At 35.8% G+C, this 15,557-nt stretch carries 10 protein-coding genes and 1 pseudogene; 3 read left to right on the top strand and 8 right to left on the bottom strand.

Annotated elements, in window-relative coordinates; genetic code table 11:
• The first annotated feature begins 78 nt into the window (after positions 1–78).
• The 3 genes from tsf to XJ32_RS06765 all read left to right on the top strand — a co-directional run bounded on the left by tsf (position 79) and on the right by XJ32_RS06765 (position 4,844).
• Positions 79–1,146 carry a translation elongation factor Ts gene (gene tsf / locus XJ32_RS06775; RefSeq protein WP_005218901.1) on the top strand — a complete coding sequence of 356 codons (1,068 nt, stop codon included), beginning with the start codon at positions 79–81 and terminating at the stop codon, positions 1,144–1,146.
• A 186-nt stretch (positions 1,147–1,332) separates the two neighbouring features.
• A complete protein-coding gene (locus XJ32_RS06770; protein WP_254422295.1) occupies positions 1,333–3,654 on the top strand; it encodes a secretin GspD/PilQ domain-containing protein in 2,322 nt (773 codons plus the stop codon).
• Positions 3,655–3,782: 128 nt separating this feature from the next.
• The gene (locus XJ32_RS06765; protein WP_077388773.1) at positions 3,783–4,844 is read left to right on the top strand and encodes a phospholipase A; all 1,062 of its coding nucleotides are present in this window, start codon (positions 3,783–3,785) and stop codon (positions 4,842–4,844) included.
• Positions 4,845–5,257: 413 nt separating this feature from the next.
• Here XJ32_RS06765 and XJ32_RS06760 read toward each other — a convergent pair whose 3' ends face one another.
• The 8 genes and pseudogenes from XJ32_RS06760 to XJ32_RS06725 all read right to left on the bottom strand — a co-directional run bounded on the left by XJ32_RS06760 (position 5,258) and on the right by XJ32_RS06725 (position 15,556).
• The gene (locus tag XJ32_RS06760) at positions 5,258–6,700 is read right to left on the bottom strand and encodes an NADH-quinone oxidoreductase subunit N (RefSeq protein WP_005217182.1); all 1,443 of its coding nucleotides are present in this window, start codon (positions 6,698–6,700) and stop codon (positions 5,258–5,260) included.
• Between the two features lie 2 nt (positions 6,701–6,702).
• Entirely contained in the window at positions 6,703–8,373 is a 1,671-nt protein-coding gene (locus tag XJ32_RS06755; RefSeq protein WP_077388772.1) for a complex I subunit 4 family protein, read from the bottom strand.
• A gap of 13 nt (positions 8,374–8,386) precedes the next feature.
• Positions 8,387–10,237 (bottom strand): NADH-quinone oxidoreductase subunit L, encoded by a 1,851-nt coding sequence (gene nuoL / locus XJ32_RS06750; RefSeq protein ID WP_077390205.1) that lies wholly within the window; start codon positions 10,235–10,237, stop codon positions 8,387–8,389.
• A 20-nt stretch (positions 10,238–10,257) separates the two neighbouring features.
• On the bottom strand, positions 10,258–10,560 hold the full coding sequence (gene nuoK, locus XJ32_RS06745) for an NADH-quinone oxidoreductase subunit NuoK (protein ID WP_005217175.1): 303 nt from the start codon (positions 10,558–10,560) through the stop codon (positions 10,258–10,260).
• A complete protein-coding gene (locus XJ32_RS06740; RefSeq protein ID WP_077388771.1) occupies positions 10,557–11,168 on the bottom strand; it encodes an NADH-quinone oxidoreductase subunit J in 612 nt (203 codons plus the stop codon). The genes nuoK and XJ32_RS06740 overlap by 4 nt, the downstream gene beginning before the upstream one ends.
• A 12-nt stretch (positions 11,169–11,180) precedes the next feature.
• Positions 11,181–11,798 (bottom strand): annotated as a pseudogene (gene nuoI, locus XJ32_RS06735) (NADH-quinone oxidoreductase subunit NuoI); the annotation flags it as partial.
• Between the two features lie 9 nt (positions 11,799–11,807).
• A complete protein-coding gene (gene nuoH / locus XJ32_RS06730) occupies positions 11,808–12,794 on the bottom strand; it encodes an NADH-quinone oxidoreductase subunit NuoH (RefSeq protein WP_004085692.1) in 987 nt (328 codons plus the stop codon).
• A complete protein-coding gene (locus tag XJ32_RS06725) occupies positions 12,791–15,556 on the bottom strand; it encodes an NADH-quinone oxidoreductase subunit G (RefSeq protein ID WP_077388770.1) in 2,766 nt (921 codons plus the stop codon). Before XJ32_RS06725 ends, nuoH begins: the two co-directional genes overlap by 4 nt.
• Position 15,557: the final 1 nt, after the last annotated feature.

Raw genomic sequence — 15,557 nt, 5'->3', positions numbered from 1 at the left:
ATGCGTGATGAGACTAAAGAAGCATTGCAAAATGCAAAAGAAGCAATTAGCGAGGCAGGAAAGCAAATCAAGCAAGAAGTGCAAGAGATTTCTGCAAAGGTTGTAGCAGAGTTGCGTAAAAAGACTGATGCAGGTATCATGGAATGCAAAAACGCATTGAAAGAATGTAAAGGAAATATTGAAGAAGCAATAGAGTATTTACGCAAAAAAGGGTTAAGTAAGGCAGCTAAAAAGGCAGATAGAATCGCAGCTGAGGGCGTTATCGCAATGAAAATTGCTGATGATTTCACAAAGGCTACTTTGGTTGAGGTGAATTCTGAAACGGACTTTGTAGCTAAAAATGAAGATTTTCAAGAGATTGTTGCAAATATCCTTGATTTAGCGTTCAAACGCTCGTTAAACACAACAGAATCTTTAATGCAGCTTAGCGTTAATGGCGAGTCTTTTGAAGATTATTTAAAGCAAAAGATTGCCATTATTGGAGAAAATATTGTTATCCGCCGTGTTGCTACTATCACATGTAAGCCAAATCAGCTTATTAATGGATACTTGCACCATAATAAAAAGGTGGGAGCAATAACACTTTTAAGCGTTGAAAAAGATGAGAATGTGTCTAAATTGAATGAATTTAGCAAACTTTTGAGTATGCATATCGCGTCTATGAAGCCAAAGTTTTTGAGTTATAAAGAGCTTGATAAAGATTTTGTAGCAAAAGAGAGAGTAGCTATTGCTGCGGAATTAGAGAAAGAAAATGAAGAGTTAGCAAGACTAAAAAAGCCATTGCACCGCATTCCAGAATTTGTAAGCCGCAGTGAGCTTAGTGAATCTGTGCTAAAAGCAAAAGAGGAAGAATTGCGTGCTACATTAAAGCGTGAAGGAAAACCAGAGGCAATATGGGATAAAATTATTCCCGGACAGCTAGATCGCTTTATCCTTGATAATACGATTTTAGACCAGAGATTAACCCTATTAGCACAGCTTTATGCCCTTGATGATAAAAAGACTATCACACAGGTGCTGAATGAAAAAAGCAAAGAGTTAAATGACAATATACAAGTAGTATCTTTCATAAACTTTGAGCTAGGTGAAGGTATCGAAAAGAAAGTGGATAACTTTGCTGAAGAAGTTGCTGCACAAATGAAGTAAATTTTTGGTTAATGCTGATGGATTTGTTAAGATTATAACAAGTATGGATTCTGCGAAATCCATATAGCATTCTTAGTTAAATTGATTTCATCACGACTCACATACATAAGCTAAAGATTATTTTTGAAGACATATTGAAGCAGGGCATATAGCATTATGATACAGCAAGGTAGTTATAGGATCTTTATGCTATATGTGAAAAGATTCTATATTGTTTTTAGCTATATATCCTTTTTTATGATTGCATTCTATCAAGTTCTATATGCTAAACAGAGTATAGACAAAGCACAAGATTCTATAAACGCACAGCAAATACAAACCTATCCAAACACTACGCATAACACATTGCAAACCTATTCGATTATACATGATCTTCGCACAGCATTTGAGCCTTACTCCAGCATGGATACACAATATCAGGCTATACTAAAAAACTATAATGAAATGCTAAAAAATACACAGGATTCTAGCACTTATCCGCAAAACACTATGTCTATACAAAAGCGATTAGATTCTAAATCTTTTCATACCCAGAACTCATCTAAATCACTAGGGCTAGATTCTAAAACAAATGCTACAAGCCACACGCAAACAAAACAAGATTCTATACTACGACAAGAAACACAAGATATAGAATCTAACTTTACGCCAAATACCAAAGAAGCTAGAGAATCTGCACTCCATGTATCTACACAAAATACCAAACATTCATACAATGTAGCACCAGATTCTACAAATAGCCCCTTAAATCCTATCATTACACAAGAGTTAGATTCTACAAATCGCTATGCTACTTATAGGGATTTTCTAGCTATCCTTGATTCGTTTTGTTGTTCTGTGTCCCTGCCAAACACCATTATTAATAGCTTTGATTTAAGAGATTCTAAACAAGCCTTGCAACACATAGAATCTAGACTAAAAGACTCTATCCCACAAGATTCCCCATTAAAAGATTCTATGCAAAACACACAGAATCTAGCACAAAAACAAGACACAAAAAGCAAACAAAATAACACAAAGACAACTATCAACACAAGCCTACTAGCTCCAAAATGTGTAAAAAAGAAGTTTAATATTACAAAAGATGAAAAGCTAAATATCCACACCCTGCTACACGCTCTAGCAAAAGAGTGTGATTTCTCCATACAATATACACATAATGCCAAACAAAACCTACACAATCAACAAAATATAACGCTAAATATACGCGACAAACCGCTTGACTTTGTGTTAGAAATGCTTTTAAGTGATATGTTTTATAGTATAGATAGAAATCGCTTGATAATCAGTGATATTTCCATGCAAATGTTTGCGATAAACTACATTTCAAGCACAAGAATGGCTCAAAGCAACACTGATGTCCTATTCGCACAAGAGCAACATGAAAACTACGGCTTAGGATACAATGGATTCTATAATAGCATGACTCCAAACTACACACAAAACTATTCTACACAAAACTATGCTTGGCAGAATCTAGCAAATACACAAACTTCACAACGAGAAAATCAAAGCATGTCAGGCTACCTTGACAATCTCTCATTACGCAATCAACTTCGCTCTCAAATGAGTTCAGCTAATACGCGTTTTGGCAAAAGTGGGACAAAGGTGTATTCACTTGATGAGATTAACTTTTGGGCAGATATAGAATCTAAATTGCACATTATGCTTGATACAAAGCTTGGCGATAAATTCATGATTGACAAAGGGGCGGGGCTTATTGCAGTATGGACTACAAAGCAGAAGATGAGAGAAGTCTCACAATTTTTGCAAGATTTAGAGCAAAAGATGAATATGCAAGTAGCCATTGATGTAGAGATTCTATCACTCATACATTTTCAAACAAATAATGTTGGCATTGACTGGCAGCAGATATTTTCTATATTAAATCCTACGCAATCAAGTCTTAATATCGCATTTGGCGGTGGGGGTGCAATGCTTACACTTGGTAATAATAATGCTGATTTACAAAGTATTTTTAATCTCCTACGCACTTATGGCGATTTGCGTAGTCTTAGCAATCCAAAGATTATGGCTTTAAATAATCAACCAGCATTAATTAGTGTCGGCTCTGTCCTTCGTTACACACAAAATCTTGTATATCAATCAAATAATACAAATACGACAATCCAAAATACAAGCACGCAATACCCAAGCGTTTTTGCGGGAATCTTGCTTGATATTACCCCATCAATTAGCCATGATTCTGTAATCTTACGCATTAATCCATCTATCACAAAGACAAAAGACCCAGATATGGAAAACGCCGCAGAAGCCTTAAAAGCACCTCCAAACCTTAGCACAAATCAACTCTCTTCAATCGTGAAATTAAAAGATGGCGAACGAGTGATTATTGGCGGATTGTTAAATAATGTCGTCCAAAATACAAGCCAAGCTATACCAAAGATAGGCGAAAACAAATGGCTAAAAAATATCTTTGGCAAACAAAGTCGCACAAATCGCAGCGAAGAGTTAATAATCATCATCACACCGCATATTATACGATAACATTTTTTACATGCAAGATTACACGAGTAAGCATATCTCCACCACAAAGAATTTACATTTTGTTGTTACAATACACGCTTTGCAAACACAAATCTAATTTTATTTCAAGATTCCATAAAGGTTAATACATGCGTATCAAACAACTATGTATCATATATATACTCTTGCATATACACATAGCCTATGCGATAGACAATATAGAAAGTCATACTAAAGACTTGCAAACAATAGATTCTACAAAAGACTCTCAAGAAAACACGAAAGAAAATCCTAAAGAAGATTCCAAGCAAAAAGATTCTAAACAAAACGCACTAGACCAAAATATAAGTGATGATTATGCACGCATACAAACACCACCTTTTCATTCAAAAACACTTGATGTAAGATCATTCTTTTCACATTTTAAGTTTTATGAGCCATGGTATATATTACCTGCATATTATAGCTTTAGTGATATGTATAGCACGGATTTAACACGCACAGAGATTAAAGCACAAATAAGCTTTCGTTTAGAGCTATTAAGCGATGTGATGTGTAAATATTGTGCTTTTAGCTTTGACTACACACAAAGAATCTATTTGCAAACCTATAATGACCCACAAAGCGCACCTTTGCGTGATACAGATTTATCACCTGCGATAAGCTTTATATACAAAAAGCCCATTCCCATTGCAAATGGCGATGGTGGCTATTTTAACTGGTTTTCTATTGGATATCGACATGTAAGCAATGGTGAGAGAGAAAATATATATGATTCTGATCCGCGTCAAGAAGCATGGGGTGGTAAGTTTGTAAGATCTAAAGCATTTGATAGAGTGGTATTAGAAACAAATTATAAATATAAGGATTTCAATGCTAGATTGCGTGCGTGGATGAATATCTCTGCGATCGCTTATGATGGTGCAAAAACAAATGGAGATATTGGCAAATATATGGGATATGGAGATATAAAGCTATCTTACACATATAAAAATAATCATTTTGAGCTATATCTAAACAATATTTTTAATAATTATTTTAGCCGTGATTACTGGGATTGGAAAGGGCATGTAGAACTTGGATATAGCTATGGTGTAGGTAAGCATTATGCCATTTATGTGCAGTATCTCTATGGTTATGGTGATAGTTTGTATGAATATAGTTTGCCTGTAAATAGAATTGGCGTAGGCGTGCGTTTGCGTGATTTTTAATATTTAAAATAACGATAAAAACTTATTTCAACATAAGCAAAGAAAAATAAAGAAAGGGGAGACCGATATGTTTTTGCGTAGTCAATTTTAAAAGTAAAAAGGTTAATGTTAATAATACTCAAGCTTTCAGTTAAAGGAAAAAATGCAAAAACAAACAAATCTAAGAATTTTTAGTAACATTAAAAAAATTGCCACATTCTATACTATGAATCCCCTTAACACGCAAGTTCATAGATTTTAGAATCTAATCTCATCATGTTTAGCATAGCAAAACACCTAATAAAGATTCTAAAAGAGATATGTTGGTTTTGTTTCAATATGACAAGAAGTTAAGACTTTGCCAAATTGCACTCAACCCATACAAAGATTAACACAATACTAGATTCTATGCACTAACTTTATATATCATCTCTCTATATGCCAAGCATGGGGATATATTGAAACAAGTAAGACACAACAAAGATTGAGAAAATACAAAGGATAGCACACATAAAGGCTACAAAGCGAATGGGAGCGGTGCTATTGTCTTCATAAAAGATTTCATTACTACCTTGTTTGAAATACATAGCAACGATTAATTTTAGATAATAGCACACTGCAATGGCACTATTTAGCATCATCATAAATGCAAGTAGCATTTCATTTTGCTGCAAGGCATTTGTAATGATAAAAATCTTACCCCAAAAGATAGAAAATGGCGGTATCCCAGCAAGAGATAACATAAATAACGCCATGCTTAAAGCCATTATAGGATGCTTTTTCCCAAAGCCATAGAATCTTTGCAAGTCGTAATCATAGCGAGTTTGCGTATTAAGCGGCTTTGCTATCCATAACATTGTAAATGCTCCAAGATTTGTTATCAAAAACAATACCCAATAAAGTATCAAGGTATCAAATGTCCCAAGATAGATACAAGCAAGGGCAAAACCGGAATGCGAAATCGAACTAAACGCAAGCATTCTTTTCACATCTTTTTGCACTAAAGCCATAATATTTGGCAAAGTAATAGTAATGAGTAAAAGGATTCTAACAAGATATTCAATGTAATTATGCGATGCGTTTTCACTCTGTAAAAGCGGTAAAAAAAGTATAGCAAAAAGACCAAAACCAGCAATCTTTGGCACAACAGAAACATAACCTGCTAACACGGGATTACTTGCCTCATACACATCTGGCATCCAGCTATGCCATGGGACTAATGAGACTTTAAAGCCAAGCCCTGCAAGCATGAAAAGCATACTAAAAAGCAGCAATAAAACATCTAAAACATGTCCGTGTAATAAGACATTTTTGTATTCAATAGCATTTCTTTGCAATGAAAAATCGCCAAAATAGAGATAAAAAAGCATGATTCCAAGTATGAAAAATATACTTGCAAGCGCACTTGCTACAAAGTATTTTATCCCTCCCTCAATGCCATAAATCCTGCGATTAAACGCTAACATCGCCGCTAAAGGCAGACTGCCTATCTCTAGTCCAAGTAGTACTAATACTAAATTATTACCTTGGACCATAAGCATAAAGCCTGATATGGAGAATAGATAAAGCGGATAAAACTCTGGTGTTTGAAACTCAACAAATTTATATTTTGAAAAAGTAAGCAATATAAACCAAAATGATGCGATGAGAATAATATATTCCGCACTTAAAGTAATGGCTGAAACATTCTCAATATGCCCAACGCTAAGGCAGAAAAAGAAAGCCGCTGCGATAAAAATCATACATAAAGATAAGCTTGTATTGCGTGAAAATTGACTTGCAAATACATTGCTAAATAGCACAACAATAGCCCCTAGCACTAAAATGACAGAAGGCATATACATGTATAAATAAGTGTAAAAATCTAGCGTATTCATATTTACTCCTCTTTATTTGTGCTATTGCTTTGATTGTCTATACTTTGAGATTCTGTATTAGAATCCATGCTTTCTCTTTGCGGTGTGGGCGGTGGTAATTCGCCAAGATTATCCATTATTGTATTATTTAGCATTGCCCTTTCTATGACTAAGCCATTATTGACTTTAGCGATATGCTCTTTTGTTGCTTTCTCTTGTGCTAGAGTATAGGTTGTGCCTACAAGTTGCTGCACAGAAACTTGCATAGGTTTTAAAAGCGTATTTGGAAACACACCAAGCCATATAATCACAAATGCGATAGGACCTAGCACACAGAACTCTTTGAATCCTAAGTCCTTTAGAGATTGTGTGATATGCGTTTGTTTGAGTGTGCCATAGAATACATTTTTAAAAAGATAGAGCATATAACTTGCCGCGATAATGAGTGTAGTCCCAGCGATAGCCGTCATAATAGGCGAGGTTTGAAAATATCCATAAAGTGATAAAAACTCTCCTACAAAACCGATAGTAAGCGGTAAGCCAACATTTGATAGCATAACAATGGCAAAGAAAGTTGAGTAATGCGGCATAACATGTGCGACACCGCCAAAATCATCAACATGCCTTGTCATCGTGCGATAGTAAAGCATACCTGCTAACATGAAAAGCCCCCCACTTGTAACACCATGTGCTACCATCATAAAAATCGCACCGCTAATGCCCTCATTATTAAACGCAAAGATTCCAAGCACAACAATACCCATGTGTGAGATTGAGCTATATGCAATAACCTTTTTTATATCCTTTTGTTTAAAGGCAATAATACCTGCATATACCACCATAATAACGGCTAAAACGCTTACAATAGGCATAAAATGCACGCTTGCATCAGGAAATAAAGGCAGGACAAAACGCAATAACGCATAAGTCCCCATTTTTGAAAGCAAGGCTGATAGCATAACACTGCCAAGGGCTGGGGCTTCACTATAAATATGTGGTAGCCAAGTATGCAGGGGAATGATTGGAATCTTTACAGCAATGGATACAAAAAAGCCTAAAAATAGCCATATTTGTGTATCTAATGGAATCTTTAATGCTCCACTCAACCACACACCTAAATCAAAGCTCCAATATCCAAGCTGCTCATAACAGAGATAGCCAATATAAAGGATTGCAAGTAACATCATAAGGCTTGATGCAAAGGTATAAACAAAGAATTTTAAACCAATATAAATCTTTTGTCCGCTACCCCAAACACCAACCATATAAAGCACAGGTAATAATGCAAGCTCCCAGCATGTATAAAACATTAATACATTTTGTGAGACAAAGAGAGCCATAAGTATAGCTTCAAGTGATAGCAAACATACAACAAAAGGCTTTGCATCATCTCTTCTTTGCAAATAGATATTCGCAAGGAAAATAATAAAAGCAGTCAAAATAATCAAAAACAAAGAGATTCCATCAACAAACACAATATAATCAATGCCAAGGGCTGGAATCAAAAATATCTTTGTAAAAAACTGCGTATCCGCTATATCCACACGATAGCTAATCCATAAAGCGATAACAAGCCCAAGCTCAATAAAAGAAATAATTCGCCCAAATCGCTTTGCCCCGCTATCATCAAACATGAATATAAATAAACATGCTACAAGGGGGCAACCAATAATTAAGCTTAATAAATATTCCACTTTTACTCCTTGCTTAATTCATTATAAAATACATAAGCGTTACACATATTAAAATGGCAACACCAGCACTCATTAACCGCAGCATACTGCTTAGATTCCCATTTTGCAATGGTCGCAACATATAGCTACATAGCACAAAGCACTTTGCAATACCATCAACTATTTTATCTAGAATCCCCATATCGATAATATGATATAAGAAATCCGATATAAAGCCAAAAGGTTTCACAATAAAGATTCTATATAAATGCGGAATGTAGTATTCATTTTCTAGAATCTTATGTAAGATATTTTTCTTACCATCTTTATAGCCATTTCTATACATAAAATACGCACTCACAATAGAGAGTATCACAAGCCCTAGAGTAAGTGAGATAAGCATGATAATATTATCTACATGTATTTTTGCTGGGACAAGCACAGATGATAAGAAAGTATCAAATTGAGTATAAAATAACCCAGCAACAATAGCTAGAAATGCTAAAGGAGTTATAGCATATAGCATAACCTTACTTGCTTCATGTGGATGCTCGTTATGATTTTTTGGTGCTAAAAAGACCAAAGTGAAAAGTCTAAAGCTATAAAAAGCCGTACAGATAGCACCAATAAGCAGCACAATCCATAATTCATAGGAGCTTGTAAAGGCAACTTCTAGAATCTTATCTTTTGAGAAATAACCAGAAAGTGGCGGGATACCACAAAGGGCGATAGAACCTATAAACATGAAAATCATGCTAATTTTTAAAGGCTTATTTAAAGCCCCCATCTTTGTAATATCAAGCTTATCATTCATAGCGTGCATAACATTACCCGCACCTAAGAATAAAAGCGATTTAAAAAAGGCATGTGTGAAAAGGTGAAAAAGGGCTATTGTATAAGCCCCAAGTCCAGCCGCTACAAACATATATCCAAGCTGTGAAAGCGTAGAGTAGGCAATAATCCTTTTTAAGTCCTTATTTACAATTGCCATAAGTGAAGCAAACACGGCTACAAAAGCCCCAAGACATGCGATAAAGTAAGCAACTTGTGGGACACTATTATAAAGTGGGGCTAGTCTAATGACTAGATATACTCCAGCAGTTACCATAGTAGCAGCATGGATTAAAGCTGAAACTGGTGTAGGTCCCTCCATAGCGTTTGCAAGCCATGTATGCAGTGGAAATTGTGCGGATTTTCCCATAGCACCGATAAAAAGCAGTATAGCAGCCCATGTCAGCACAGAATCTTCTGGTGGATTACTTGCTAATTGTATAAAAATCTCATTATATGAGAGTGAGCCTACACTTGTATAGACTAAAAAGATTCCAAGCAGCATACCTAAATCAGCGATTCTATTCATCACAAAGGCTTCAATAGAAGCTGCATTTGCACTCTTTTTTTGATACCAAAAGCCAATGAGTAGATAAGAGCAAGTCCCAACACCTTCCCAACCGATGAAAAGCACCATAAGGTTATCGCCACCAACAAGAAGTAACATTGAGAATACAAATCCACCAAGATACGCAAAAAAGCGATTAAACCCTTTATCATGCGCCATATAGCCGATAGAATAAAAATGCACCATACTTGAAACGAGTGTAACAACTAGAATCATCACTGCATTAATATGATCAAACATGAAAGAAAAGGTTACTTGAAACTGCCCTGTTTGGATAAAATCCCACAGCACAACATGAAAACTCTCGCCACCATTCATTAAAAAATAAAATAATAAAAGCGAAAGGATAAAACTCACACTAATACAAAGAGAAGAGATATAGCCAAGCATAATGGAGGGTTTTAGGGTAGAGCTAAGCCCAGCCATAAGAGCGGATATAAGTGGAAGTAAGATTAAGGCTATAAGTATTTGTTCTTGATATTGCATAATCGTTGTAAAAAGCATAATTACCCCCTCATGTTACTAAGCTTATCAATATCAAGCGTTTTATATTTTTTATATAGCATAAGCACTAAGCCTAAGCCAATAGCTACTTCTGCCGCTGCTAATGCAATGACAAATAATGCCATAATCTGCCCTTGCAAATCGCCCTTATAATAGCCAATAGCCACAAAGGCTACATTGATAGCATTGAGCATAATTTCAGTAGCAAAGAGTAGAAGCAAGATATTTTTTCGTCTTAAGATTCCATAAAGTCCAATACAAAACATAATGGCACTAAAAACAAGATAATGATTTAATGTAATCATTGTGCCTCCTTCTGTGATAATTGATTGTGCGGTATTGATTGATTATATTTAAATACATCTTTTTCACTCTCTTTTGATGTTGAGACATCTTTATTGAGTAAAGCTTTATTTGATTCTTCATGCGTAAATTCAGGCTTATGAGAGCCTACGCCAATACCTGCTATCATTGCCATTAAAAGCATGATTGCCGCTGCTTCAAAGCATACAAGATAGTCTTTAAAGAGTAAATGTGCGAGTGCGTTTGTGCTATTGTCATTTTGATATGGGATTGTTGTTTGTGTATTGCCAACGACAATTAAAAGACCGATAGCAAAAATACTTACAAGTAGCCATACCATAAATTGATTCTGAAATCTTTCTTTGACTTCTTTACTCACATCAAATAGCATCATACCAAAGGCATACATAACCACAACAGCACCTGTATATACAATAATCTGCACCACACCTAAGAAATCAGCATTCAGCAAAAAGAATAAACCAGATACCAAAATCATACCAAAAGCAAGTGCGGTGAGTGCGTAAAGAATGTTATTTGTCATAACGACAATCAAAAACGCACATAAACACAACGCACCAAATACATAAAATGCGATAGCCTCAAACATACCTACTCCTTAGTAATCTAGCGGCGTTTGCTTGACTTCTTTATCCGCACTTGGACGCACAGACCCAAACCCTGCAAACTCAAGCTGATGATGACTTTTTGCTTCTTCTAAATCTTTTAGAAAATCTTCTTTTAAACCAAAATGCGCTCTTTGCTCACTTGCATTCTCAAAGCGATTCCCCATAACAATGGCAAGTTCTGGGCAGACCTCAGCACATAAACCACAATAAATGCACCGACCTAAATTAATCGTGTAAGAATCAATCTTTTTACGACCATCTTCGCCCTCATGCGTTAAGATTCTAATGCAATTACTCGTGCATATCTTCTCGCATAAACCACAGCCAATACATCTCTCACTACCTGATTCTAACATTCTCTGCAAGTTATGCACAGCACGATAGCGTGGGCTTAAAGGCTGTGTTTCAAAAGGATAGTTAATCGTTACAGGCTTACTAAAAAACTCTTTTATTGTTAAGCCTAAGCCTTTGATAATATCTGCACCCAAGCTTAACTTCACACTTCGTTTAAAGCTTTCAAAGCCATTTTCTGGCATTTTCTCCATACTCACAAAATAATAATCTTTCTTTTCTTGTGAATCTGTCTTTGTCTCTGTATGTGTTGTTTGCATACAATCTCCTTATAATAATACAATGCCTGTAATAAGCACATTTGCCAAAGCCAAAGGCACAAGCACTTTCCAACAAGTATTCATCAATTGATCTGGGCGGACATGTGGAAGAGTAGCCCTTACCCACATGAATAAAAAGATGAAAAAGCATACCTTTAAAATGATAGCAATACCACCGGGGATAAAGCCGATAGGATTAAAACCACCTAAGAAAATAAGGCTTACAACAAAGCCAAAGGCAAACATGTGTGCGTATTCAGCGATGAAAAACATACCCCATTTTAAGCCACTATACTCCGTGCAATACCCCGCAATAATCTCTGCTTCATGCTCGAGTAAGTCAAATGGCGTTCTGTTTAACTCTGCATAACTTGCGATTAAGAAAAGCAGGAATGCCAAAGGCTGCTTCCATATAAGCCAATCAAGCACACTGCCGCTTTGATAGCTATTCATAGCCACAAGTGAGAGTGAGCCTACAAGCATAATGGGAGCTAAAATCGCAAGTCCGCTTACAATCTCAAAGCTTAAGACTTGGATACATGCCCTAGCCCCACCTATTAAACTCCACTTATTCCCACTGCTAAGCCCTGCTAAAAGCGGCGCATAGATTCCTACTGCACCAACTGATATAAAAAAGAGTAAGCCGACATTAATATCTGAAATAATCGGCGTTACCTTATAGCCAAAAATCTCAAAATCAGGAAAAAATGGAATAGCAACCATAGAAGTCATCGCACTCACTAAAGCCACAACAGGGGCTAGTGTGAAAATAAACTTATTTGCACCTTTAGGGATAATGTCTTCTTTAGTGAAAAGCTTAATCGCATCAGCTCCAAACTGCAACAATCCAAAAGGTCCTACATAAACAGGTCCAAGTCGCCTTTGAAAAAATCCTAGAATCTTTCTTTCAAGATATGTTGCAAATCCACCTAAAAATGAAAACACAAGCAAAACAACTAATACTTTTATGATAGTCTCAATGATAAACTCACTCATGCCCTATTCCTTTCTTCCTTATTCATTTCATCTGCCTTTACAATCTCTAGCGATGTGCTAAAATAGCCTTGAAACAATGCTTTTATATTACTAATCATAGGTGAAACAAGCAAAAGCATAGTATCTATTTCATTATCGCAATAAATCTCACTCTCAACGCGTATATCATTGTGTATAAGATATATGGAATCTCCCTCACTCAAGCCATGCTCTTGCATATATGCTTTACTTGCATAAACACCGCTTTTTGATTGTAGATTCTTACTTGAGCGCGTTGTGTTATTAAACTGATTCTGTGTTTCAAGCAATAACGCATTATAGCCTATATTCTCACGCGGACATAATGAAAACTTCACTTCAAGGCTACTTTGTGCTTCTTTTTTATCTAAAAGCAACATATAGCCGCGATTATCCCTGCCATCTCTCTCAAAACTCACCTTTAAATCTTTATGTAGAATCTGCTTATAAGCGGCATTATTCATATACAAATATTCTGTAAAATCGCTTAAATACTCTAAATGTGAAATCTCATCAGGCAAAGCTTCTAACTCTCTTGCAATATCGCTTAAATCAAGTCCAGATTCTAAACAAGAATCTAAATAAGGCACACTAGGGATTAAAGGCAACACACGATTTTCTAGATTCGTTATACTACCCTCACTTTGTGCGAGTGTAGGCAGACCAAAATTTGGCTTTATAGTAGGGAGATTAGAATCTAGAGTGAAGCTTCCATTTGTGCGGATACCTATGCTATATTTAGATTCTATACTATCACTTGGGCTTAAAGCACAAAGATTTGCTACGCCAATTGTATTTGTGCCTTTTGGGATATAAAGCAGGGAAAGATTTAGCCTATTGCATACAAAGGCGATTAAATGAGCTAGAATCTGCAGTTTTACGCCATTATCCATAATATCATGTCGCACAGATTCTGTAATGCCCTCCATAATCGCTGTTGCCACTGCATTTTCTATTGTGGGGGGATTTTTATCTGTAAAATGTGATTGCAATCCATAGCCTTCACTACTTGTAAAATCATGCGCTAAAAACTCATCAAAAACATATTGTGAGATCATTAAGATTCCATCTTTTTTAGTAAGCTTTAAGCTACTTAGATCAGTGATATTTAATGCGTTTGCGATTATGTTTATATCATAGGGACTTAGATTATCAACTTCGCTTTTTGTGTCTGCTTGTTTCTCTTCTGCTTGATTTTCATTTTGCTTATTTTCTGCTTGATTTACTTCCACTTGATTTTCAACTTGAGAGTCTTTAGATTCTAAACTCTCTTTAGAATCTTGTGTCAAAGTCTCTTCAGCTTCTTTTTGGATATAGAATCCTTCTACCTTTTGGACTTCCTTTTTCATAAATGCACTTAAGCTATTAGGAAAGCATTCTTCAAAATCATCAATTAAATCATTTGCAAATACTAAGCCAAGTATCCCCATAAGTGAAACATTCGCATTATCACCTTGTATTTGTGTAACATTTTTGCCAAGAGATTCTAAAAGTGTATCTTTAAAGAGAGTTATGCTTATCACTTGTGAGTTTTTCTGCATTTTGAGATTATTGTTTAGCTTGTAGCGAACAATTGGTGCGTCATGTTTAAAATAAGTATGTAATGCTATAAAGCTAGGGCTTGTTTTAAAGTCTTCAAAAGTAGCAAAGATATTGTGTTTAGATTCTGTGCTAAATTGTGTTGCATAAAGCTTTCTTGCTTGCAAAAAGTAATTTTCAAAATGCTGCAAACAATAGGCTTCATGATTTATTAATGGAATCTCTAGCTTTTTAGCAATCAGGTCGGCAAGAAAAGCTTCTTCATTACTCACATCACTGCCTATAAATATAGAATCTGCCCTTTGGAATGCTTGGTGCAATGCCGTTGTATTACGAGATCCAAGAGATACCATATCAAAGGCAAACCGCCCTGCCCCACAAATAGGATTATATAAAAAGTCATTTTGCACGCGATAGACTTTTTGTAAATCACCCTTTACATCTAAATGCTTTACATTATATATAAGCTCACAACCACCCGCACAATGCGTGCAAGTAGAATGAATCTTTTCTAACTCCCACGCATTACTTGTATAGGTAAAATCTTTATAAGTCATAGCCCCGACAGGACATACAGAGATACACTCTCCACAATCTTTGCATTCATTTTTACCCACAAACTCAATCAAGCCTTTTTGTCTTTTCGCCCATACAGAATAGGGATCTTTACCCATAGAATCTTTATAATTATCTGGCGTGAAGAGATTTGCTTTACCTGCTTTCAAGTTTGCTTCCCCAATATTATCCTTGCAAGTGGTAACGCACCTTTCACACATGATACATAATGCTGGGTCATAAAAGCTTTGAGCAAAACTATATGACTTTTTATCTGCCTCTTGTAAGCCAAATTGTTGCGTATCAACCTTTGTATAAAGCGTGAAATCTTGCAATTCACACTCCCCACTTTTATCACACACGCCACATTCTAAAGGGTGATTCACACAATAGGTAGTCATAATCTCATTTCTATCTTTTTGTAACTCTTCATTATGGACTACAACTTCCATGCCATCTTTTACTTTCGCATTACAGCTATACACCCTTTTACCATTGACTTCCACCATACACATTTTACATGCTAAAGTCGGGCTACAACCGCTTAAAAAACAAATGGTAGGAATCTGTATATTATTGCGTCTTGCAACATCAAGGATTGTATCCCCATCATTTGCTTGAAGCACTTGCCCTTCAATCGTAATATTCATA

Source organism: Helicobacter bilis (genome assembly GCF_001999985.1).
Lineage (GTDB): Bacteria > Campylobacterota > Campylobacteria > Campylobacterales > Helicobacteraceae > Helicobacter_A > Helicobacter_A rappini.
Note: the sequence above shows the minus strand (reverse complement) of the source record. Positions and strands in the feature narration are given on the sequence as shown.

Coding starts and splice junctions, on each gene's coding strand:
- XJ32_RS06770 (WP_254422295.1), top strand. CDS start 1,333: ATGCTATATGTGAAAAGATTCTATATTGTTTTTAGCTATATATCCTTT.
- XJ32_RS06765 (WP_077388773.1), top strand. CDS start 3,783: ATGCGTATCAAACAACTATGTATCATATATATACTCTTGCATATACAC.
- XJ32_RS06760 (WP_005217182.1), bottom strand. CDS start 6,700: ATGAATACGCTAGATTTTTACACTTATTTATACATGTATATGCCTTCT.
- nuoL (WP_077390205.1), bottom strand. CDS start 10,237: ATGCAATATCAAGAACAAATACTTATAGCCTTAATCTTACTTCCACTT.
- nuoK (WP_005217175.1), bottom strand. CDS start 10,560: ATGATTACATTAAATCATTATCTTGTTTTTAGTGCCATTATGTTTTGT.
- XJ32_RS06740 (WP_077388771.1), bottom strand. CDS start 11,168: ATGTTTGAGGCTATCGCATTTTATGTATTTGGTGCGTTGTGTTTATGT.
- nuoH (WP_004085692.1), bottom strand. CDS start 12,794: ATGAGTGAGTTTATCATTGAGACTATCATAAAAGTATTAGTTGTTTTG.
- XJ32_RS06725 (WP_077388770.1), bottom strand. CDS start 15,556: ATGAATATTACGATTGAAGGGCAAGTGCTTCAAGCAAATGATGGGGAT.